19 protein-coding genes and 1 pseudogene are annotated in these 20,346 nt (G+C 64.6%); 19 read left to right on the top strand and 1 reads right to left on the bottom strand.

The features are described from left to right. Positions 1-95 precede the first annotated feature (95 nt). The 19 genes and pseudogenes from AC0L23_RS10480 to AC0L23_RS10390 all read left to right on the top strand — a co-directional run. Positions 96-1,643: pseudogene (locus AC0L23_RS10480) on the top strand (molybdopterin-dependent oxidoreductase); the annotation flags it as partial. A 4-nt stretch (positions 1,644-1,647) separates the two neighbouring features. Continuing rightward, on the top strand, positions 1,648-2,715 hold the full coding sequence (gene nuoH / locus AC0L23_RS10475) for an NADH-quinone oxidoreductase subunit NuoH (protein ID WP_018455085.1): 1,068 nt from the start codon (positions 1,648-1,650) through the stop codon (positions 2,713-2,715). Between the two features lie 14 nt (positions 2,716-2,729). Then, positions 2,730-3,218 carry an NADH-quinone oxidoreductase subunit NuoI gene (nuoI, locus tag AC0L23_RS10470; protein WP_026232873.1) on the top strand — a complete coding sequence of 163 codons (489 nt, stop codon included), beginning with the start codon at positions 2,730-2,732 and terminating at the stop codon, positions 3,216-3,218. 9 nt (positions 3,219-3,227) lie between these two features. Beyond that, positions 3,228-3,866 carry an NADH-quinone oxidoreductase subunit J gene (locus AC0L23_RS10465; RefSeq protein ID WP_018455084.1) on the top strand — a complete coding sequence of 213 codons (639 nt, stop codon included), beginning with the start codon at positions 3,228-3,230 and terminating at the stop codon, positions 3,864-3,866. Further along, a complete protein-coding gene (gene nuoK, locus AC0L23_RS10460) occupies positions 3,863-4,171 on the top strand; it encodes an NADH-quinone oxidoreductase subunit NuoK (protein WP_007603558.1) in 309 nt (102 codons plus the stop codon). The genes AC0L23_RS10465 and nuoK overlap by 4 nt, the downstream gene beginning before the upstream one ends. A gap of 61 nt (positions 4,172-4,232) precedes the next feature. Continuing rightward, positions 4,233-6,332: an NADH-quinone oxidoreductase subunit L gene (gene nuoL / locus AC0L23_RS10455; protein ID WP_473356842.1), complete on the top strand. Its 2,100-nt coding sequence runs from the start codon at positions 4,233-4,235 to the stop codon at positions 6,330-6,332. Further along, entirely contained in the window at positions 6,333-7,841 is a 1,509-nt protein-coding gene (locus AC0L23_RS10450) for an NADH-quinone oxidoreductase subunit M (RefSeq protein WP_018455082.1), read from the top strand. A 22-nt stretch (positions 7,842-7,863) separates the two neighbouring features. Further along, positions 7,864-9,300, top strand: coding sequence for an NADH-quinone oxidoreductase subunit NuoN (nuoN, locus tag AC0L23_RS10445; RefSeq protein ID WP_018455081.1), 1,437 nt, complete (start codon positions 7,864-7,866; stop codon positions 9,298-9,300). Between the two features lies 1 nt (position 9,301). Beyond that, a complete protein-coding gene (locus AC0L23_RS10440) occupies positions 9,302-10,108 on the top strand; it encodes a biotin--[acetyl-CoA-carboxylase] ligase (protein ID WP_018455080.1) in 807 nt (268 codons plus the stop codon). Next, positions 10,108-11,778: a ribonuclease J gene (locus AC0L23_RS10435; protein WP_018455079.1), complete on the top strand. Its 1,671-nt coding sequence runs from the start codon at positions 10,108-10,110 to the stop codon at positions 11,776-11,778. The genes AC0L23_RS10440 and AC0L23_RS10435 overlap by 1 nt, the downstream gene beginning before the upstream one ends. Before the next feature lie 12 nt (positions 11,779-11,790). Further along, positions 11,791-12,195 carry a methylmalonyl-CoA epimerase gene (mce, locus tag AC0L23_RS10430; RefSeq protein WP_018455078.1) on the top strand — a complete coding sequence of 135 codons (405 nt, stop codon included), beginning with the start codon at positions 11,791-11,793 and terminating at the stop codon, positions 12,193-12,195. A 9-nt stretch (positions 12,196-12,204) separates the two neighbouring features. Next, entirely contained in the window at positions 12,205-12,480 is a 276-nt protein-coding gene (locus AC0L23_RS10425) for a DUF1467 family protein (protein ID WP_018455077.1), read from the top strand. Between the two features lie 28 nt (positions 12,481-12,508). Beyond that, positions 12,509-12,856 carry a hypothetical protein gene (locus AC0L23_RS10420; protein WP_007603574.1) on the top strand — a complete coding sequence of 116 codons (348 nt, stop codon included), beginning with the start codon at positions 12,509-12,511 and terminating at the stop codon, positions 12,854-12,856. A 35-nt stretch (positions 12,857-12,891) separates the two neighbouring features. Further along, positions 12,892-14,172 carry an S-methyl-5-thioribose kinase gene (mtnK, locus tag AC0L23_RS10415; RefSeq protein WP_473356841.1) on the top strand — a complete coding sequence of 427 codons (1,281 nt, stop codon included), beginning with the start codon at positions 12,892-12,894 and terminating at the stop codon, positions 14,170-14,172. 131 nt (positions 14,173-14,303) lie between these two features. Beyond that, positions 14,304-15,893 (top strand): ABC transporter substrate-binding protein, encoded by a 1,590-nt coding sequence (locus AC0L23_RS10410; RefSeq protein WP_018455075.1) that lies wholly within the window; start codon positions 14,304-14,306, stop codon positions 15,891-15,893. A gap of 60 nt (positions 15,894-15,953) precedes the next feature. Beyond that, the gene (locus AC0L23_RS10405; RefSeq protein ID WP_085384783.1) at positions 15,954-16,877 is read left to right on the top strand and encodes an ABC transporter permease; all 924 of its coding nucleotides are present in this window, start codon (positions 15,954-15,956) and stop codon (positions 16,875-16,877) included. Continuing rightward, positions 16,874-17,695, top strand: a complete 822-nt coding sequence (locus AC0L23_RS10400) for an ABC transporter permease (protein ID WP_007603580.1) — start codon at positions 16,874-16,876, stop codon at positions 17,693-17,695. The genes AC0L23_RS10405 and AC0L23_RS10400 overlap by 4 nt, the downstream gene beginning before the upstream one ends. Then, complete coding sequence (locus AC0L23_RS10395) at positions 17,692-18,672, top strand: ABC transporter ATP-binding protein (RefSeq protein WP_018455073.1); 981 nt, start codon at positions 17,692-17,694, stop codon at positions 18,670-18,672. The genes AC0L23_RS10400 and AC0L23_RS10395 overlap by 4 nt, the downstream gene beginning before the upstream one ends. Further along, the gene (locus AC0L23_RS10390; RefSeq protein WP_051112980.1) at positions 18,665-19,807 is read left to right on the top strand and encodes an ABC transporter ATP-binding protein; all 1,143 of its coding nucleotides are present in this window, start codon (positions 18,665-18,667) and stop codon (positions 19,805-19,807) included. The genes AC0L23_RS10395 and AC0L23_RS10390 overlap by 8 nt, the downstream gene beginning before the upstream one ends. On the opposite strand, the gene AC0L23_RS10385 is transcribed toward AC0L23_RS10390, so the two are convergent. After that, positions 19,722-20,345, bottom strand: a complete 624-nt coding sequence (locus AC0L23_RS10385; protein WP_026232872.1) for a LysR family transcriptional regulator — start codon at positions 20,343-20,345, stop codon at positions 19,722-19,724. The genes AC0L23_RS10390 and AC0L23_RS10385 overlap by 86 nt on opposite strands. Position 20,346: the final 1 nt, after the last annotated feature.

Below are 20,346 nucleotides of genomic sequence, written 5' to 3'. Positions count from 1 at the left end.
TTTGGTAAACCCCCCCTTTCACCCGCTCCACCCCGCCCCCCCGCGGGGCCCGTTTCGGGGGTTTTGGGGCGGCCCCCCCCTACTGGGGGGCCCCCGCCCGCGGCGAGGACATGGAGATCACGACCTATCTCGAGCACGCGCTGACCTCGGAATTGCAAGGCAATCTCGTCGACATCTGCCCGGTCGGCGCGCTGACCTCGAAGCCCTATGCTTTCGCCGCGCGCCCGTGGGAGCTCGGCAAGACCCAGTCGATCGACGTGATGGACGGCGTGGGATCCGCGATCCGCGTCGACACCCGCGGCCGCGAAGTGATGCGTATCCTGCCGCGCATCAACGAGGCCGTGAACGAGGAGTGGATCTCCGACAAGACCCGTCACGTCGTCGACGGCCTGCGCACCCAGCGTCTCGACCGGCCCTATATCCGCGAAGCCGGCAAGCTGCGCGCGGCGAACTGGCCCGAGGCCTTTGCCGCGATCGCCGCGAAAGCGGCCCGCACCGACGGCAAGCGCATCGGCGCGATCGCGGGCGACCTCGCCGGCGTCGAAGAGATGTTCGCGCTGAAGGACTTGCTGGCCAAATATGGCTCGGCCAATCTGGCGGTGCAGGGCGGCGACGCCTTCGATCCCGCGCTCGGCCGCGGCTCCTACATCTTCAATCCGACGCTCGCCGGCGTCGAGCAGGCCGATGCGCTGCTCATCATCGGCGCCAATCCGCGGAAAGAGGCGGCCGTGTTCAACGCCCGCATCCGCAAGCGCTGGCGCGCCGGCGGCTTCAAGGTCGGCGTGATCGGCGCCAAGCCCGACCTCACTTACGACTATGATCACCTCGGCGCGGGCACCGACACGCTCGGTGAGCTCGCGGCCGGCAAGCACTCCTTCATGGACGTGCTGAAGAACGCCAAGAACCCCATCATCCTGGTCGGCGCGGGCGCCGCCTCGCGCCACGACGGCGCCGCCATTCTCGCAGCCGCGGCCAAGCTCGCGCTCGACGTCGGCGCGCTCAAGGACGGCTGGAACGGCTTTGGCGTGCTGCACGAGAGCGCCTCGCGCGTCGGCGCGCTCGATATCGGCTTTGTCGCCGGTCAGGGCGGGCTGAATGCGGCGCAGATGACGACGTTCGGGACGCTCGATCTGCTGTTTCTGCTCGGCGCCGACGAGATCAAGCCGTCGGACGGCACCTTCGTCGTCTATATCGGCACCCACGGCGACCGCGGCGCCCATCGCGCCGACGTGATCCTGCCGGCCGCCGCCTATACCGAGAAGTCCGCGATCTACGTCAACACCGAAGGCCGCGTGCAAATGACCGGACGGGCCGCATTCCCGCCGGGCGAGGCCCGCGAGGACTGGGCGATTATCCGCGCGCTGTCGGAGGCGCTCGGCAAGAAGCTCGGCTATGACTCGCTTTCGGCCCTGCGCCAGGCGATCTTCAAGGCAGTGCCGCATCTGAACCGTCTCGACCAGATCGAGCCCGGCTCGGCCGACCAGATCAGGAAGCTCGCGGGGAAGGGCGGCTCGACGGAGAAGGCCCCGTTCAAGCCGCTTGTCGAGGACTTCTATTTGACCAACCCAATCGCGCGTGCGTCCGCCGTGATGGCGGAATGTTCGCGGCTTGCCTCCGGGCAGATGCTGACCGCAGCGGAGTGAGCCGATGGAATTCTTCGAAAGCGCATTCTGGACCGGGTTCCTCTGGCCGCTGATCATCATGATCGCGCAGAGCGTCCTGGTGCTGGTCGTTCTGCTGGTGGCGATCGCCTACATCCTGCTCGCCGACCGCAAGATCTGGGCGGCGGTGCAGATCCGCCGCGGCCCGAACGTGGTTGGTCCCTGGGGCCTGCTGCAATCCTTCGCCGACCTCCTGAAGTTCGTGCTGAAGGAGCCGATCATCCCGTCCGGCGCCAACAAGGGCGTGTTTCTTCTTGCTCCCTTGGTCTCGTGCGTGCTCGCGCTCGCGGCCTGGGCGGTGATCCCTACCAATCTCGGCTGGGTGATCTCCGACATCAACGTCGGCGTTCTCTTCATCTTCGCGATCTCGTCGCTGTCGATCTACGGCATCATCATGGCCGGCTGGTCGTCGAACTCGAAATATCCGTTCCTCGCGGCGCTGCGCTCGGCGGCGCAGATGGTGTCCTACGAGGTCTCGATCGGCTTCGTCATCATCACGGTGCTGCTCTGCGCCGGCACGCTGAACCTCTCGGCCGTGGTCGAGGCGCAGCATGTCCGCGGCCTCGCCAGCCTGATCGGGCTGCCGCAGCTCACCATCCTGAACTGGTACGTCTGGCCGCTGTTCCCGATGTTCGTGATCTTCTACGTCTCGGCGCTGGCTGAAACCAACCGCCCGCCGTTCGACCTCGTCGAAGCAGAATCCGAGCTCGTCGCCGGCTTCATGGTCGAGTACGGCTCGACGCCGTATCTTCTGTTCATGCTCGGCGAGTATGTCGCGATTGCCACGATGTGCGCGATGGCGACGATCTTGTTTCTCGGAGGCTGGCTGCCGCCGGTGGACCTGCCGCCCTTCAACTGGGTGCCGGGGATCATCTGGTTCTCGCTGAAACTGTTCTTCATGTTCTTCCTGTTCGCGATGGCCAAGGCGATCGTGCCGCGCTACCGCTACGATCAACTGATGCGCCTCGGCTGGAAAGTGTTCCTGCCGTTGTCGCTGGCGATGGTGATCGTGGTGGCCGGTGTGCTGCACTTCGCCGACATCGCGCCGAAGTGAGGGCCGTCATGGGTATCAACATCAACGCCACTGCACGCTCGCTCCTGCTGTCGGAATTCGTCTCGGCGTTCTTCCTCGCCATGCGCTATTTCTTCCAGCCGAAGCCGACGCTGAACTATCCCTTCGAGAAGGGCCCGATCTCGCCGCGCTTCCGCGGCGAGCATGCGCTGCGCCGCTATCCGAACGGCGAAGAGCGATGCATCGCCTGCAAGCTGTGCGAAGCGGTCTGCCCGGCCCAGGCCATCACCATCGAGGCCGGCCCGCGCCGCAACGACGGCACCCGCCGCACCGTGCGCTACGACATCGACATGGTGAAGTGCATCTATTGCGGCCTCTGCCAGGAAGCCTGTCCGGTCGATGCCATCGTCGAAGGTCCGAACTTCGAGTTCGCGACCGAGACCCGCGAGGAACTTTTCTATGACAAGGCCAAGCTGCTCGCCAATGGCGACCGCTGGGAACGCGAGATCGCGAAAGCGATCGAACTCGACGCGCCGTACCGGTGAGATGAGAGCATGATCCTTCCCGCGCTGTTCTTCTATCTGTTCGCCGGCGTCTGTGTCGCCTCGGCGGTGATGGTGATTGTCTCGCGCAATCCCGTGCACTCGGTGCTGTACCTGATCCTGGCCTTCGTCAACGCCTCCGGTCTGTTCGTCTTGATGGGCGCCGAATTCCTCGCGATGATCCTGATCGTCGTCTATGTCGGTGCGGTCGCGGTCCTGTTCCTGTTCGTGATCATGATGCTCGACGTCGACTTCCTCGAACTGCGCGAGGGCTTCATCGAATACCTGCCGGTCGGCCTCGTGATCGGCGGCATCTTCCTGTTCGAGCTGCTGCTCACGGTCGGCTTCTGGGTCATCAACCCCGGCGTCGCCAAGACGATCACGGCGGCGATCCCGACCAACGTCTCCAATACCGAGGCGCTCGGCCTGGTGCTCTATACCAAGTACATCCACTACTTCCAGCTCTCGGGCATGGTGCTGCTGGTCGCGATGATCGGCGCCATCGTGCTGACGCTGCGGCACAAGGCGAGCGTCAAGCGGCAGGACATCAACATTCAGAACGCGCGCACGCCCGAAATAGCGATGGCGATACGCAAGGTGGCGCCGGGGCAGGGGCTCCAGGACTCTGACGCGGCGGAGTGGGTGAAATGACGATCGGGCTCGGACACTATCTTGCGGTCGGCGCGATCCTGTTCACGCTCGGGATCCTCGGCATCTTCCTGAACCGCAAGAACATCATCGTCATCCTGATGTCGATCGAGCTGATCCTGCTCGCGGTCAACGTCAACCTCGTGGCGTTCTCGACCTTCCTCGGCGACATCGTCGGGCAGGTCTTCGCGCTCCTGGTGCTCACCGTCGCGGCCGCTGAAGCCGCGATCGGTCTCGCCATCCTGGTGGTCTATTTCCGCAACCGCGGCTCGATCGCGGTTGAGGACGTCAATCTGATGAAGGGCTGATCGCATGATCCGGAAAAGTGGACACCGGTTTTCCGACCAGATCATGCGGAAAGAGTAAATCATGGTCCAGGCAATCGTCTTCCTGCCTCTGCTGGGCGCCATTCTGGCTGGCCTGATCGCGCTGTTCGGCGCGCATGCCCGCAACCCCTCGGGCGACACGGTCGAGCATCACGATGGTCACGGTCATGGCGCGCACGCCCATGCGTCGGACACGATCAACGAGGATGCGTCGGTCGTCCACGAGACTCATCACGAACCCGGAGATGGCCACGACGACCACCACGTCTCCGAGCCGCCCGCGGCGGGCTCGCGCGCTGCCGAGCTGATCACCACGGCGTTGCTGTTCGTGTCGGCGGCGCTGTCCTGGATGACGCTGGTCGATGTCGGCTTCATGCACCACGACATGCGCATTCCGCTGCTGCCGTGGATCCTCTCCGGCGATCTCCAGGTCTACTGGACGCTGCGGGTCGACACGCTCACCGCCGTGATGCTGGTGGTCGTGACCACCGTGTCCTCGCTCGTGCACCTCTATTCCATCGGCTACATGGACGAGGATCCGAACCGGCCGCGCTTCTTCGGCTATCTCTCGCTGTTCACCTTCGCCATGCTGATGCTGGTGACCGCCGACAACCTCGTGCAGCTGTTCTTCGGCTGGGAAGGCGTGGGTCTGGCAAGCTACCTCCTGATCGGTTTCTGGTACCAGAAGCCGTCGGCGAACGCCGCCGCCATCAAGGCCTTCGTGGTCAACCGTGTCGGCGATTTCGGCTTCGCGCTCGGCATCTTCGCGATCTTCCTGCTGGCCGGCTCGACCGATTTCGAGACCATCTTCCACGCTGCGCCCGGGTTGACCGGCAAGACCATCGACTTCCTCGGCTGGCACGCCGACGCGCTGACCCTGACCTGCCTGCTGCTGTTCATGGGCGCGATGGGCAAATCGGCGCAGTTCCTGCTGCACACCTGGCTGCCGGACGCGATGGAAGGCCCGACCCCGGTGTCGGCGCTGATCCACGCCGCGACCATGGTCACCGCCGGCGTCTTCATGGTGGCGCGCCTGTCGCCGCTGTTCGAACTCGCGCCGAACGCGCAGGCCGTCGTGATGTTCTTCGGCGCCACTACGGCGTTCTTCGCGGCGACCATTGGCCTGGTCCAGAACGACATCAAGCGCATCGTCGCTTACTCGACCTGTTCGCAGCTCGGCTACATGTTCGTGGCGATGGGAGCAGGGGCCTATTCGGTAGGCATGTTCCATTTGTTCACGCACGCCTTCTTCAAGGCGCTGTTGTTCTTGGGCTCCGGCTCGGTGATCTACGCGATGCATCACGAGCAGAACATCCGCAACATGGGCGGCCTGTGGCGCAAGATCCCCTACACCTACGCGGTGATGGTGGTCGGCACGCTCGCGCTCACGGGATTCCCGCTGACCGCGGGCTATTTCTCCAAGGACGCGATCATCGAGTCCGCCTACGCCTCGCACAATCCGTTCGCGATGTACGGCTTCCTGATGACGGTCGTCGCGGCCGGCCTGACCTCGTTCTACTCGTGGCGCCTCATCTTCAAGACCTTCCACGGCGAGCCGCATGACGAGCACCACTACGAGGCCGCGCATGAAGCGCCGATCTGGATGCTGATCCCGATCGGTGTGCTTGCGGTCGGCTCCATCCTGGCCGGCTTCCCGTTCAAGGAGCTGTTCGCCGGTCACGGCATCGAGGAGTTCTTCCGCGAGTCCGTGAAGATGAACCCGCATATCATCGAGGAGATGCACCACATTCCCGAGACCATCGCCTTCCTGCCGACGGTGATGATGGTGCTGGGCTTCCTGGTGTCATACCTGTTCTACATCCGCCGGCCTTATCTGCCGGTCGAGCTCGCGAACACGCAGCCAATGCTGTACAAGTTCCTGCTCAACAAATGGTACTTCGACGAGCTCTACGACATCATCTTCGTCCGTCCGGCGAAGTGGATTGGCTATCAGCTCTGGAAGAAGGGTGACGGCTTCATCATCGACGGTCTCGGCCCCGATGGCGTCTCAGCCCGCGTGCTGGACGTCACCCGCAACGTCGTGAAAATCCAGACCGGCTATCTCTACCACTACGCGTTCGCCATGCTGATCGGTGCCGCCGGCCTGATCACCTGGTTCATGTTCGGCTTTGGAGGCCAGTAAATGACGACCTGGCCAATTCTATCCGTCACGACGTTCCTGCCGCTGGTCGGCGCGCTGATCGTCTATCTCAGCCGTGGCGACGACGAGGCGGCCCGGCGCAACTCGCGCTGGATCGCGCTGTGGACCACGCTGATCACCTTCGCTGTGTCGGTGATCCTGGTCATGCGGTTCGATGCGTCGAGCGCCGACTTCCAGTTCGTCGAGAAGGCGAACTGGCTTGCCACCGGCATCACCTACCACATGGGCGTGGACGGCATCTCGTTGCCGCTGGTGATCCTGACCACCGCCATCATGCCGTTTTGCATCATCGCGAGCTGGAAGGCGATTACCAACCGCGTCCGCGAATACATGATGGCGTTCCTGATCCTGGAAACGCTGATGATCGGCACCTTCTCGGCGCTCGATCTCGTGCTGTTCTACCTGTTCTTCGAAGGCGGCCTGATCCCGATGTTCCTGATCATCGGCGTCTGGGGCGGTCCGCGCCGGGTCTATGCATCTTTCAAGTTCTTCCTCTACACGCTGCTCGGCTCGGTGCTGATGCTGCTCGCGATCATGGCGCTGTACTGGAACGGCGGCACCACCGACATCCCGACCCTGATGCACACCGCCGTGCCGCGCTCGCTGCAGACCTGGGCGTGGCTCGCCTTCTTCGCCTCGTTCGCGGTGAAGATGCCGATGTGGCCGGTGCACACCTGGCTCCCCGACGCCCACGTCGAGGCGCCGACCGCAGGCTCGGTGGTCCTGGCCGCGATCCTTCTGAAGATGGGCGGCTACGGCTTCCTGCGCTTCTCGCTGCCGATGTTCCCGCTGGCTTCGCACGACTTCGCGCCGCTGGTCTTCACGCTTTCGGCCATCGCCATCATCTACACCTCGTTGGTGGCGCTGATGCAGGAGGACATGAAGAAGCTGATTGCGTACTCCTCGGTGGCGCATATGGGCTTCGTCACCATGGGCATTTTCGCCGGTACCATGCAGGGTGTCGCCGGCGGCGTGTTCCAGATGATCTCGCACGGCATCGTCTCCGGCGCGCTGTTCCTCTGCGTCGGCATCGTCTACGACCGCATGCACACCCGTGAGATCGCGGCCTATGGCGGCCTCGTCAACCGGATGCCGCTCTACGCGCTGACCTTCATGGTCTTCACCATGGCCAATGTCGGCCTGCCCGGCACCTCCGGCTTCGTCGGCGAGTTCATGACGCTGCTCGGTACCTTCAAGGTCTCGATCCCGACCGCGTTCTTCGCCACCTTCGGCGTGATCCTGTCGGCCTGCTACGCGCTGTGGCTCTACCGCAAGGTCGTGTTCGGGGCGCTGGTCAAGCCGTCGCTGGCGAGCATGAAGGATCTCACCTTCCGGGAGGGCTTGACGCTGTTCCCGCTGATCGCGCTGACGATCCTGTTCGGCATCTATCCGAAGCCGGTGCTCGACATGTCGGCGGCCTCGGTCCAGCAACTCGTCAACAATTACAACACCGCTGTGACGGCCGTGAAGGCCGCCGCACTGCTCCAGTGAGCGGGCAGGTCAGGATATCGCCATGAGCTTTGAGACTGCAGGTTATCAACTGGCGCCGGTGCTGCCCGAGCTCGTGCTCGCGGTCGGGGCGATGGCACTCCTGATGCTCGGCGCCTATCGCGGGCAGGAGACCACCAAGACGGTCACGACGCTTGCGGTGCTGCTCCTGATCGTTGTCGGCGTGCTCGAATACATGCTGCCCGCGGGCAAGCACGTGACCTTCGGCGGCAGCTTCATCGTCGATGATTTTGCCCGCTTCATGAAGATCCTGGCCCTGATCGGCTCGGCGGTGACGCTGGTGCTGTCGACCGAGTTCCTGTCGGATCCGTCGCGCCGCATCTTCGAATATGCGATCCTGGTGCTGCTCTCGACTCTCGGCATGATGGTGCTGATCTCGGCCGGCGATCTGATCTCGCTTTATCTCGGCCTCGAATTGATGTCGCTGGCGCTCTACGTCGTCGCGGCCTCGAACCGCGACAACGCCAAGTCGACCGAAGCCGGCCTGAAGTACTTCGTGCTCGGCGCGCTGTCCTCGGGCATGCTGCTCTACGGCTCCTCGCTGATCTACGGCTTCACGGGCACGGTGGCCTTCACCGGCATCGCGGCGGCCGCGACGATCTCGAATGTCGGCCTGTTGTTCGGCCTGGTGTTCCTGCTCGCCGGCCTCTGCTTCAAGGTCTCGGCGGTGCCGTTCCACATGTGGACACCCGACGTCTACGAGGGCGCACCGACGCCTGTGACAGCCTTCTTCGCCTCGGCCCCGAAAGTGGCCGCGCTCGCGGTCTTCACCCGCGTCACGCTGACCGCATTTCCGGGCATCGTCTCGCAGTGGCAGCAGATCCTGGTGTTCGTGTCGATCGCCTCGATGGCGCTGGGCTCGTTCGCCGCGATCGGCCAGAGCAACATCAAGCGCCTGATGGCCTATTCCTCGATCGGCCATATGGGCTTTGCCCTGGTCGGACTTGCCGCAGGCACGGTCGAGGGCGCGCAGGGCGTCTTGATGTACATCGTGATCTATGTCGCGATGACGCTGGGCTCCTTCGCCATCATCCTGGCGATGAAGCGGAACGGCCAGCCGGTCGAGCAGATCAGCGATTTCGCAGGTCTCTCTCGGACCAATCCGCTGCTCGCCTTCATGTTCGCGATGCTGCTGTTCTCGCTCGCCGGCATCCCGCCGCTCGCCGGCTTCTTCGCCAAATGGTACGTCTTCGTCGCCGCCATCAAGGCGAACCTGTTCACGCTCGCCGTGATCGGCGTGCTCTCCAGCGTGGTCGGCGCCTACTACTATCTCAGCATCGTCAAGACGATGTATTTCGACGAGCCGGCCGGGCAGGTCGATCCGGTGCGCGTCGAAGTCAAGACGGTGCTGGCGGTCGCGGGCCTGTTCAACATTCTGTTCGCCCTGTTCGCGGGCCCGGTGGTGAGCGTCGCCTCCGCCGCCGCCAAGTCGCTGTTCTAGGATGGCATTCGCGCTCGGTCCTCGTGCGGCGTCGGCGGGCTACAAGCTCGCAGCTTTCGAACGGACCGGCTCGACCAACACGGAGGCGATCGAGCACGCGAGGGGCGGCGAACGCGGCCCGATGTGGTTCGTGACGTCGGAGCAGACCGCCGGCCGTGGCCGCCGTCAGCGCCCCTGGATCGCACCCAAGGGCAACCTTGCAGCTAGCGTCCTCGAAGTCCTCGACGTCGCCCCTTCCGTCGCCGCGACGATCGGCTTTGCGGCCGGGCTGGCCGAGGAGGCCGCCCTGGAGAAGGTTAGCCTGGAGGCTGCACTGCGCCTCGGCGAGGGCCGTCCCCGCTACGCCCTGAAATGGCCGAACGACGTGCTGGCCGGCGGCAAGAAGCTGGTCGGCATCGGCCTGGAGGCCGAAGCCATCGGCGACCGTCTTGCCATCGTCGTCGGCATCGGCACCAACGTCGTCGCCGCGCCCGAGGGTACGCCGACGCCTGCGGTGTCGCTGGCCGCGCTCGGCGTCCAGATCAGCGCGGAGGAGCTGTTCTCGGCGCTCTCCGATGCCTGGGTGGAATTCCGCGGTATCTGGGACAATGGCCGTGGCTTTGCCGAAATTCGCAAATTGTGGCTGGAGCGCGCCGCCGGCCTCGGCGAGCGGGTCGCGATCCACACGGGAGTGATGACGCTGGACGGCATTTTTGACACGATCGACGACACCGGCTGCCTGATCGTCCGCACGGCGGAGGGCCGGCGCGTGCCGGTCGCCGCGGGCGAGGTGTTCTTCGGCACGGCCGCCTCCGTGGGAGCTGCGTGATGGCGAAGCCTGAAGAACTGGTATTTGCACCGCTCGGCGGGGTCGGCGAGATCGGCATGAATTTGTCGATCTACGGCCTCGGCAACCGCCAGCAGCGCGCCTGGCTGGCGATCGATCTCGGCGTCTCCTTCGGCGACGAGGAGCATCTGCCGGGCATCGACCTGATCATGCCCGACGTCAGCTTCCTGGAGAAGGAACGCAAGAATCTGATGGGGCTGGTGCTGACCCACGCCCATGAGGATCATTTCGGCGCCATCATCGACCTTTGGCCGAAGCTGAAATGTCCGATCTACGCGACGCAGTTCAGCGCCGCGCTGTTCGAGGCCAAGTGCGCCGCCGAGCGCAATGCGCCCAAGATCCCGGTGACGGTGGTGCCGTCGGGCGGGCGCGTCGATATCGGTCCGTTCAACGTCGAGTTCATCCCGGTCGCGCATTCGATTCCGGAGTCGCATGCGCTGGCGATTCACACCGAAGTCGGCACGGTGCTGCACACCGGCGACTGGAAGATCGATCCGACCCCGATCATCGGCCGCCCGACCGACGAAAAGCGGCTGCGGGAGCTCGGCGATGCGGGCCTGCTCGCCCTGATCGGTGATTCCACCAACGCCGTGCGCGACGGCCGCTCACCCTCGGAAGCCGAGGTTGCGAGCTCCATCACCGAGCTCGTCAAGGCCGCCAAGGGCCGCGTCGCGGTCACGACCTTTGCCTCCAATGTCGCGCGCCTCAAGGCCGTCGCCATCGCTGCGAAGGCCGCCGACCGTGAGGTCGTCGTGGTCGGCCGCGCCATGGAACGCGTGGTGCAGGTCGCGCGCGAGACCGGCTATCTCGACGGCGTGCAGAGTTTCCGCTCCGCCGAGGTCTACGGTCATCTGCCGCAGGACAAGGTGCTGGCGCTCTGCACCGGCAGCCAGGGCGAGCCGCGTGCCGCGCTGGCGCGCATCGCCAATGACGACCATCCCGAGATCACGCTCAACCGTGGCGACAGCGTCATCTTCTCCTCGCGCACCATTCCCGGCAACGAGAAGGCGGTCGGGGCCATCATCAATGGCCTGGTCTTGCAGGGCGTGGAGGTCATCACCGACCGCGACCAGCTGGTCCATGTCTCCGGTCATCCCCGCCGCGACGAATTGCGCGACATGATCGCCTGGACCAGGCCGCAGCTCCTGATCCCCGTCCATGGCGAGGCCCTGCACCTGAATGAGCACGCCAAGCTCGCGCGTGCCGCCGGCGTGCCGCGCGTGCTGGTCTGCCGCAACGGCGATCTCGTCAAGCTCGGCCCCGGCGATCCCGGCATCATTGGGCAAGTGCCTGCGGGCCGTCTCTACAAGGACGGCACGATTCTGGAGGACTCCAAGTCCCGCGCGGTGGGCGAGCGGCGCCGCATGGCCTTCTCCGGCTGCGCCTTTGTCGCCATCGCCATGACGGAGCAGGGCGAGCTTGCCGACGATCCCGCGGTCGAACTCGTCGGTATCCCCGAGAAGAACAAAGCGGGCGAGCCCTTCGACGACCTCGTCTTCGACGCCGTGGTCTCCACCGTCGAGGGCCTGCCGAAGGCGCGCCGTCGCGACCCGGATGCGCTGGCGGAGTCGGTGCGACGCGCTGTCCGCTCCGTGATCAACGAACATTGGGGCAAAAAGCCCCCCTGTCTGGTACATGTGCTGACAGTGTAACGGGAGAGAAACATGCTGGGCCGGCTCAACCATGTCGCGATCGCGACCAAGGACGCCGTCAAGGCCGCCAAAATCTATGGCACCGCATTCGGGGCCCAGATCTCGGAGGCCGTCGCGCTGCCCGAGCATGGCGTCACCACGGTGTTCGCGACGCTGCCCAACACCAAGATCGAGTTCATCGAGCCGCTCGGCGAGGCCTCGCCGATCGCAAAGTTCCTGGACCGCAACGCCGACGGCGGCATCCACCACGTCTGCTACGAGGTGGTCGACATCATCGCCTCGCGCGACACGCTGGTGAAGGAGGGGGCAAGGGTGCTCGGCGACGGCGTGCCGAAGATCGGCGCCCACGGCAAGCCGGTGCTGTTCCTGCACCCGAAGGATTTTTCCGGCGCGCTGGTCGAAATCGAGCAGGCATAGGCCGAAGCCATGGCCATCCAGATATCAACCGCGATCGCGATCTACTTCGTCATCTGGTGGGTCGCGCTGTTCCTGACGCTGCCGTTTGGCGTGCGCAGCCAGCACGAGGACGGCGTCGGAGTGCCGGGCAGCGACCCCGGCGCGCCGATCCTGACGCGGATGGGGGGCAAGCTGATCTGGACCACCATCATCTCGGCGGTCATCTACGGGATCGCCATGGTCGCCTATCACGCCGGCTATTTGTCGATCGAGCGCCTGTCGAAATTGATGGGCATGCCGTTTTAATTTCGTGGTTGGCTTGGTTGGGGGAAGAATGACTTTTCAGAGGATCGTCGTCGCGCTTCTGGTGCTGATCGTCGCCGGTCTCGGCGCCATCGGCTATTTCGAGTGGAAGATGGCCGTGCAGGTGCGCACCCTGAAGGCGTTCGTCGAGGGCTATGTCTTCAACGAGGCCGTGATCGCCTGCGAGCAGGCCAAGAGCTCGACCCCATTCAAATGGAACGGCGGCAAGAGCACCGCGGTGATCGGCCTGAACTCGGTCAAAACAGACAAATACACCGTCAGCGCCAGCTACACGCTGGTGGCGGACAGCGTCTATTGTGATTACGATCCGATCAAAAGAAAGGCCGAGATCGGCTCGAGCTTCCTGGAGCGGGAGTAACGATTCGGCCATGCCAAGCATGGGATGGGATCGTCATGGCGCAGGGGCAGGGGGACTACCGGATTTTGCATGAGGCGGCGTTGCGGGACTATCTCGCGGGCGTTGCGGATCTCGCCGCGACCCTCGGCGGCGAGCCGGCCTCCTGGTCGATCACCGAAGTCGGCGACGGCAATCTCAATCTCGTTTTCATCGTCAAGGGCGGCCGCGGCGGCATCGCCGTGAAGCAGGCGCTGCCCTATGTCCGCCTCGTCGGCGAGAGCTGGCCGCTGCCGTTGTCCCGGGCTCATTACGAATATCTCGCTTTGTCGCGGCAGGCCGAGCTCGCGCCCGGCCTCGTGCCGGCGCTGCTGCATCACAACGAGGCCCTGGCGCTGACGGTGATGGAGCTGCTCGAGCCCCACATCATCATGCGCAAGGGGATGGTTGCGGGCTCGCAGTATCCGCGCTTTGTCGATGACATCACCACCTTCATGGCGCGGACATTGTTCTTCACCTCCGACCTCGCGGTGTCGGCGGCCGAGAAGAAGCAGGCCATCGCAGCTTTCGCCGGCAACCATGCGCTGTGCAAGATCACTGAGGATCTGATCTTCACCGATCCTTACCGCGTCGCCGAGCAGAACCGCTGGACTGCGCCGTATCTCGATGCGCTCGCCGCAGAGCTTCGCGAGGATATGGACCTCCACGTCGCGATCTCCCGGTTGAAGCTGAAGTTCATGGCGAGCCCCGAGGCGCTACTCCACGGCGACCTGCACACCGGCTCGATCATGGTCACGGGCGGCGAGACGCGGGTGATCGACCCCGAATTCGCGTTCTACGGCCCGATGGGTTTCGATGTCGGCGCCGTGCTGGCCAACCTCCTGATGGCCTATTTTGCCTCCGCCGGGCATGAGCGCACGCCGGGCGAACGGCGTGCTTTCGAGGCCTGGGTGCTGGAGACGGTGGAAACGGTCTGGAACGATTTTGCGCGAAAGTTCCTCGAGCTCTGGCGCGCTGGCGCCGCAGGCGATGCCTATCCCGCCTCACTGTTCGCCGGCGAGACAGGCGCGGCACGGCTGGAAGCCGAGCGGCAAGCCTACATGCAGCGGCTGTTCGCGGACACGGTCGGCTTCGCCGCGGCCAAAACCATCCGCCGCATCTTCGGCCTCGCCCACAATATCGACTTCGAGCTGATCGAGGATCCGCGCCGGCGCGCGATCAGCGAAGCACGCGCCGTCAGGCTGGCAAGGGCGATGATGCTCGAGGTGGGGGCGTTTCCGACCATCGCGGATGTCACCGCTGCAGCGCGAAAATTGCGCGACTGGCAGCCGGAGTTCTAGCGGGCTTCTGCGCAAATCGGTGGGGCCCGCGCGCGACGCTCGCATACGTCAACCCCTTCAAGACGCTTGCGCTCGACGTGCCGTGGATGGTCAACTCTCGGACCAGAGCACGCTGCGTTGTCGGAGGGACCATGATGTTCAGGATAGTGGCGATCATCGCGGGTTTGGGGCTGGCACTGGTGGCCTCGGCGGAGGCCCAGACGCCGCGCAAGGGCGGAACCATCCGCATGACCGCGCCTTATGGCTCGAGCTTCACCAGCCTGGACATTCTTACCACGCAGCGCGCCCAGGACGAGATCTACGCCAAGGCGCTGCACCGGTCGCTCTACATCTGGAATTCCACGGAAGGCAAGCCGGTTCTGGAGCTTGCCAAGGAGGACGTCGTCTCGGGCGGAGGCCTCGTTCATACCTTCAAGCTGCGCGACGACGCCTATTTCCACAACGGCCGCAAGATGACGGCCGACGACATCATCTGGACCTACAACCGCATCATGGACGGCACCAAGGCTTATCCCGGTGCGCGCTATGTCCGCGTGATCGAGGGCGCGGCGGCGGTCGAGAAGGGCCAGGCCAAGGAGATCTCCGGCCTGAAGAAAATCGACGACTTTACCTTCGAGATGAAGCTGACCGAGAAGGTCGATCCAGGTTTCTACTTCTGGAACGCGATCACGTCGATCTATCCCGCCGACGAGGCCGCCAAGGAGAGCTTTCTCCAGAAGCCGATCGGTCTTGGACCCTTCAAATTCGTCGAGCACGTGCCGGGGTCGCGCATCGTTCTGGAGCGCTGGGATCGGTTCTACAAGCCCGGCAAGCCCTACGCTGACAAGATCATCGTGTCGGTCATGGGGGAGGCCGCGGCACGCGATGTCGCCTTCCGCAACAAGGAGATCGACACCTCGGTGCTGGGACCGGCGCAATATGTCGCCTATCAGAACGACGCCGACCTCAAGGGCACGGTCGTGGAAGTCGCCGAGGTCTTCACCCGCTACATGGGGATGAATCCCGCGTTCAAGCCGTTCGCCGACAAGCGGGTCCGGCAGGCGATCAACTACGCGATCGACACCGACCTGATCATCAACAAGCTGGTCAAGGGCAAGGCCTACCGGGCCACCAGCTGGCTGCCGCTCACCTCTACCGCCTACGACAAGGCCATGAAGCCCTACGCCTTCGATCCCGCCAAGGCCAAGCAGCTGCTCGCCGACGCCGGCTATCCCTCAGGCTTCGAATTCGAATGGACCACCAGCCAGAACGAGAGCTGGGGTCTGCCGATCGTCTCGGCCGTGATCCCGATGCTGGACAGGGTGGGCATCAAGGCCAAGGTCAAGCAGGTCGAGACCGCGGTGCTGGCGGAGGTGGTTCGCAGCGGCGACTACCAGGCCTTTGTCTATTCGCAGGCGACCGGACCCGATCCGCAGGCCGCCCTCAAATGCTTCCACTCATCGACACCGCAGTCGGCCTGCAACTACATGAACTTCAAGAATGCCGAGTTCGACAAGCTGATCGACGAGGCGGGGCAGTCCGATGACGCTGCAAAGCGTACCCAGCTGCTGCAGAAGGCCAATGCTGTTCTCTACGAAGAGGCGCCGGTCTGGTTCTTCAACTACAACAAGGCGGTCATGGCCGTGCAGCCGTGGCTCAAGGGGGTTCAGCTGAATGCGACCGAACTGACCCATCAGAACGTCGAAGACCTCTGGGTCGACGAGACCTCGCCCGCGAAGTGACACGCGCTCTCGCGCTCCCTCCGTCGCCATGAACGACGGAGGGAGAGAGGAAAAGTGCCGATGCTCTCCTTCCTGTTCCGCCGCCTGCTGCAGACCATTCCGACCGTGCTCGCAGTGGTGGCTCTGGTGTTCGTGCTGTTCAGCGTCGTTCCCGGCAGCATCGTCTCGTCGATGAGCGACGATGCCGATCCGCAGGTCGAGCTGCGCATGAAGAAGCAGCTCGGGCTCGACGATCCCGTCTATGTCCGCTTCGGCGCCTACATCGCCAAGCTTGCGACCGGTGATTTCGGAACGTCGTTCCGGACGCGCGAGCCTGTGACGTTCATGATCGCCAAGCGGATATGGCCGACGCTCCAGCTCATCTTCACCGCCATGGCGTTTTCCGTCGTGATCGGTGTTCCCCTGGGTTTCATCGCCGCGCTGAAGCCGGGGGGTATCGTCGACACGCTGGCCATGGTCGTGGCGGTATCAGGCCTTTCGATCGCCAAATTTTGGCTCGGACTGGTGCTGATGTACTTGTTCGCGTTGAAGCTCGGCTGGCTGCCGAGTTTCGGCTATGGCGATGGCGGACTGAAATATCTGATCCTCCCGGCCGTGACGCTCGGCGTCTCGCCGATGGCGCTGTTCGCGCGGACGACACGCGCCGCGGTCCTCGAGATCATGACCGCGGATTTCGTCCGCACCGCGCGCTCCAAGGGCATGAGCGAGACCCGAGTCGTGAAGTGGCATGTGATGCGCAACGCGCTTGTCATCATTCTCACCACCGTTGGCCTGCAGTTCGGCGCGCTGATGGGGCAGGCGGTCGTGGTCGAGAAGCTGTACTCCTGGCCGGGCATCGGCTCGCTGCTGGTCGACAGTGTCCTGCAGCGCGACATTCCGGCCGTCCAGGGCTCCATTCTTGTCGTGGTGCTGTCCTTTCTCGCTATCAATCTGCTGATCGACGTGCTCTACGGCGTGATCGATCCCAGGATCAGATACGCATGAAGCTCCGCGCCAATCTCATCATCGGTGGCGCGCTGTTCGCGCTTGCGATCCTGGTCGGCCTGCTCGCGCCATGGCTGGCGCATACCGATCCTGTCCTCGACGCCAATCTGCTCAACGCGGAAGAGCCTCCGAGCTGGACTTGGTGGTTCGGCACCGACGACCAGGGCCGCGACATCTATTCCCGCGTCGTCTATGGCGCGCGGGTTTCGCTGACGGTCGGCATCGTCTCGCAGCTCATCAATAGCGTCATCGGCGTCGCGTTGGGCCTGAGCGCCGGCTATTGGGGCGGCTGGTGGGACGATGTCGTCAACGGCCTGACCAATCTCATGCTCGCGATCCCCTCGCTGATCTTCGCGTTGGCCATCATGGCGGTGCTCGGTCCCGGCCTGACCAGCCTGCTGATCGCACTCGGCTTGACCAACTGGTCCTTCACGTGCCGGATCGCGCGGGCCTCGGCGCTGTCGCTGAGGAGCCAGGGCTATGTGCAGGCCGCGACCGTGCTCGGCTACGGCGATCTCCGCATCATGATCACGCAGCTGCTGCCGAACATGCTAGGGCCGATCGTCGTCATCGGCACGCTCGGCATGGGCAGCGCGGTCTTGTCCGAAGCCGCGTTGTCGTTCCTCGGCCTCGGCGTCCGCCCGCCGTTTCCGAGCTGGGGCAGCATGTTGTCGGATGCCCGCGATCAGATCACGACCGCGCCGTGGCTCTCGGTGTTTCCCGGCCTTGCGATCTTCCTGACGGTGCTCGGCCTCAATCTGCTCGGTGACGGCCTGCGCGACATTCTCGATCCGCAATCGCGGAGCCGGCGCACATGACCCGCACGCCGCTGATCGAAGTCGAGGATTTGCGTATCGATCTCGACGATGGATCGCGGCGCGTTGCGGCGGCCGAGGGCATTTCATTCCGCATCGATCGCGGCGAGACGTTCGGCCTTGTCGGCGAATCCGGCTGCGGCAAAAGCATCACGGCGCTGGCCTTGATCGGCCTGTTGCGGCAGCCGTTGTCGATCGGCGGCGGTGTCATCCGGTTTGAGGGACGGGAGATCCAGCACCTTTCAGCCGCCAGGCAACGGGATCTGCGCGGCAATCGCATCGCCATGATCTTCCAGGAGCCGATGACGGCGCTCAACCCGGTCTCGCCGGTGGGCCGGCAGATCGCCGAGATGTTCGTGCTGCACAAGGGCAAGAGCTGGCGGGAAGCCGATAGACTGGCGGTCGAGGCGCTGGCGAGCGTGCGCGTTCCCGCCCCGGAGCGGCGCGTGAAGGATTACCCGCACCAGCTGTCCGGCGGCATGCGCCAGCGCGTGATGATCGCCATCGCGCTCGCTTGCGGTCCGGATCTCCTGATCGCCGACGAGCCGACCACGGCGCTCGACGTGACCGTGCAAGCCGAAATCATCGAGCTGATGCGGAATCTGTGTGCCGAGCGGGGAACCGCAATCCTGATGATCAGCCACGATCTGGGGCTGGTCGCCAATGTCTGCCGCCGCGTGGCCGTGATGTATGCCGGCCGCATCGTCGAGGAGCGCGGCTCGGCCGATATTTTCCGGGCACCCTCGCACCCCTATACGCGAGGCCTGGTTGCCTCGCTGCCGCGGCTCGGCAGTCGCGCAGCGCTTGGCCGCACCCGCCTGACGGAGATCGCGGGTGTGGTCCCGGCCATCACGAATTTCCCCAACGGCTGCCGGTTCAATCCGCGTTGCGCGCAGGCGACCGATATTTGCCGGACCACCCCGCCGGAAGCGGATTTGCTGGACGCCGGCGGCCTGGTCAGGTGTCACCACCATGCATGAGCCGCAAGCTAGTTTGGTTGAAACACGGCCGGACGACGATGTCATTCTCAGCGTCAGAGATCTCGCGGTCCATTTTCCGCTCGGAGGCGGCCTGCTCGGGCGCGGCCGGCGGCTGCTCCGTGCCGTTGACGGCGTCGATCTCACCCTGAAGCGGGGCGAATGCCTCGGCCTCGTCGGCGAGTCCGGCTCCGGCAAGTCGACGGTCGCATTGTCGATCCTTGGCCTCGTGACCCCGACGCGCGGCCGCATCGTGCTGGACGGACAGGACGTGACCAACCGACCATCCGGCGATCGGAAGGCGCTGGCCCGCATCGTGCAGATCGTGTTTCAGGATCCCTACGCCTCGCTCAATCCGCGCCAGACCGTTCGCCGCACGCTGGAAGATCCCCTGCGCGTGCATGGCGTCACGGCCAAGAGCGAGATCGAGGACCGCGTCGCGAAGATGCTGCGGCATGTGGGCCTGCGGCCGGAGCAGGCCGACCGCTACCCGCATGAATTCTCAGGCGGCCAGCGCCAGCGCATCGGCATTGCGCGTGCGCTGATCCTCAATCCGAAGATCGTCATCTGCGATGAACCGGTCTCGGCGCTCGACGTCTCGATCCGCGCCCAGATCATCAATCTGCTGCTGGAATTGAAGGAAACGCTCGGCCTCTCCTACATCATGATCAGCCACGATCTCGGCGTCGTCGAACACATGAGCGACAAGGTCGCCGTGATGTATCTCGGCCGCATCGTCGAGAACGGCCACTGGCGCGAGATCTTCGAACGGCCCGCACACCCCTATACGCAAGCCCTGATCGCCGCCATCCCCGATCCCTTGCGCCATGCGCCGCTGGCGACGACAGGGGGCGACCTTCCCAACCCGCTCAATCCGCCGAACGGATGCGCATTCAGCCCGCGATGCCGGTATGCGGAGGCTGTGTGTCGGCGCGAGCCGGGGCCTGTGCTTGAAACGCGGGCGGACGGGCACGCGGTGAGGTGTTGGCGAAGTGACGAAATTGGTGCAGCGAGCGTCGCTCTATCTCCGTTACCCTCCGTGCCGGTCGAGCCTATCGTCTGCCACCAACCAGACGAGGGCGGCGATTCGCTATCGAGTTCTCCGCCGGCAGCGCACGCAGCCACGCGCGAAAACTGACGATCTCCGGACAATCCGCGGTGCCTTCAGGCGAAACCAGCCAATCACCCAAACCCGATCCCTGATCGATCCGGTCGCAGCGATAGCCGGGATGGTGGCCGAGGCCGCGGGCGAGCAACAGGTCGACCTTGCCTTCGACCAATTCGTGCAGGCCGGCCGGGTGCAGCACCCGCAAGCCGATCTCCGCATGCGTGCTGCGAAACGCCGCCAGGTCGAGGCGGCGGAGGTCGAAGCCGCCATGGATGCCCAATTGCAGCAGCACCGCACCTGCCGGTTTCAATTGCGAGGTCGCCTCCGCAATGTGGCGAAAGCCTTCGGAGACGCCGGGCAGATAGGCCTGACCGGCGACGGTGAGGACGAGCTGCTTATGCAGCCGCTCGAAGAGCTGCACGCCGAGGCGCGCCTCCAGCGCCTTCACCTGCTGCCCCACGGCGGCGGGCGTCACGTGCAGCTCGTGTGCGGCCAGTTTGAAGCTGAGATGCCGCGCGGCGGCCTCGAAGGCGCGCAGCGCGTTGAGTGGGGGAAGGGCGTAGGTCATC

The sequence above is a fragment of the Bradyrhizobium sp. MI1.4 genome (assembly GCF_055811315.1).
This window is presented reverse-complemented; position numbering and strand designations above follow the sequence as displayed.

Excerpts from the sequence above, each read along its gene's own strand:
- nuoH (WP_018455085.1), top strand. The coding sequence starts at position 1,648 with ATGGAATTCTTCGAAAGCGCATTCTGGACCGGGTTCCTCTGGCCGCTG.
- AC0L23_RS10465 (WP_018455084.1), top strand. The coding sequence starts at position 3,228 with ATGATCCTTCCCGCGCTGTTCTTCTATCTGTTCGCCGGCGTCTGTGTC.
- nuoK (WP_007603558.1), top strand. The coding sequence starts at position 3,863 with ATGACGATCGGGCTCGGACACTATCTTGCGGTCGGCGCGATCCTGTTC.
- nuoL (WP_473356842.1), top strand. The coding sequence starts at position 4,233 with ATGGTCCAGGCAATCGTCTTCCTGCCTCTGCTGGGCGCCATTCTGGCT.
- AC0L23_RS10450 (WP_018455082.1), top strand. The coding sequence starts at position 6,333 with ATGACGACCTGGCCAATTCTATCCGTCACGACGTTCCTGCCGCTGGTC.
- nuoN (WP_018455081.1), top strand. The coding sequence starts at position 7,864 with ATGAGCTTTGAGACTGCAGGTTATCAACTGGCGCCGGTGCTGCCCGAG.
- AC0L23_RS10440 (WP_018455080.1), top strand. The coding sequence starts at position 9,302 with ATGGCATTCGCGCTCGGTCCTCGTGCGGCGTCGGCGGGCTACAAGCTC.
- AC0L23_RS10435 (WP_018455079.1), top strand. The coding sequence starts at position 10,108 with ATGGCGAAGCCTGAAGAACTGGTATTTGCACCGCTCGGCGGGGTCGGC.
- mce (WP_018455078.1), top strand. The coding sequence starts at position 11,791 with ATGCTGGGCCGGCTCAACCATGTCGCGATCGCGACCAAGGACGCCGTC.
- AC0L23_RS10425 (WP_018455077.1), top strand. The coding sequence starts at position 12,205 with ATGGCCATCCAGATATCAACCGCGATCGCGATCTACTTCGTCATCTGG.
- AC0L23_RS10420 (WP_007603574.1), top strand. The coding sequence starts at position 12,509 with ATGACTTTTCAGAGGATCGTCGTCGCGCTTCTGGTGCTGATCGTCGCC.
- mtnK (WP_473356841.1), top strand. The coding sequence starts at position 12,892 with ATGGCGCAGGGGCAGGGGGACTACCGGATTTTGCATGAGGCGGCGTTG.
- AC0L23_RS10410 (WP_018455075.1), top strand. The coding sequence starts at position 14,304 with ATGATGTTCAGGATAGTGGCGATCATCGCGGGTTTGGGGCTGGCACTG.
- AC0L23_RS10405 (WP_085384783.1), top strand. The coding sequence starts at position 15,954 with ATGCTCTCCTTCCTGTTCCGCCGCCTGCTGCAGACCATTCCGACCGTG.
- AC0L23_RS10400 (WP_007603580.1), top strand. The coding sequence starts at position 16,874 with ATGAAGCTCCGCGCCAATCTCATCATCGGTGGCGCGCTGTTCGCGCTT.
- AC0L23_RS10395 (WP_018455073.1), top strand. The coding sequence starts at position 17,692 with ATGACCCGCACGCCGCTGATCGAAGTCGAGGATTTGCGTATCGATCTC.
- AC0L23_RS10390 (WP_051112980.1), top strand. The coding sequence starts at position 18,665 with ATGCATGAGCCGCAAGCTAGTTTGGTTGAAACACGGCCGGACGACGAT.
- AC0L23_RS10385 (WP_026232872.1), bottom strand. The coding sequence starts at position 20,345 with ATGACCTACGCCCTTCCCCCACTCAACGCGCTGCGCGCCTTCGAGGCC.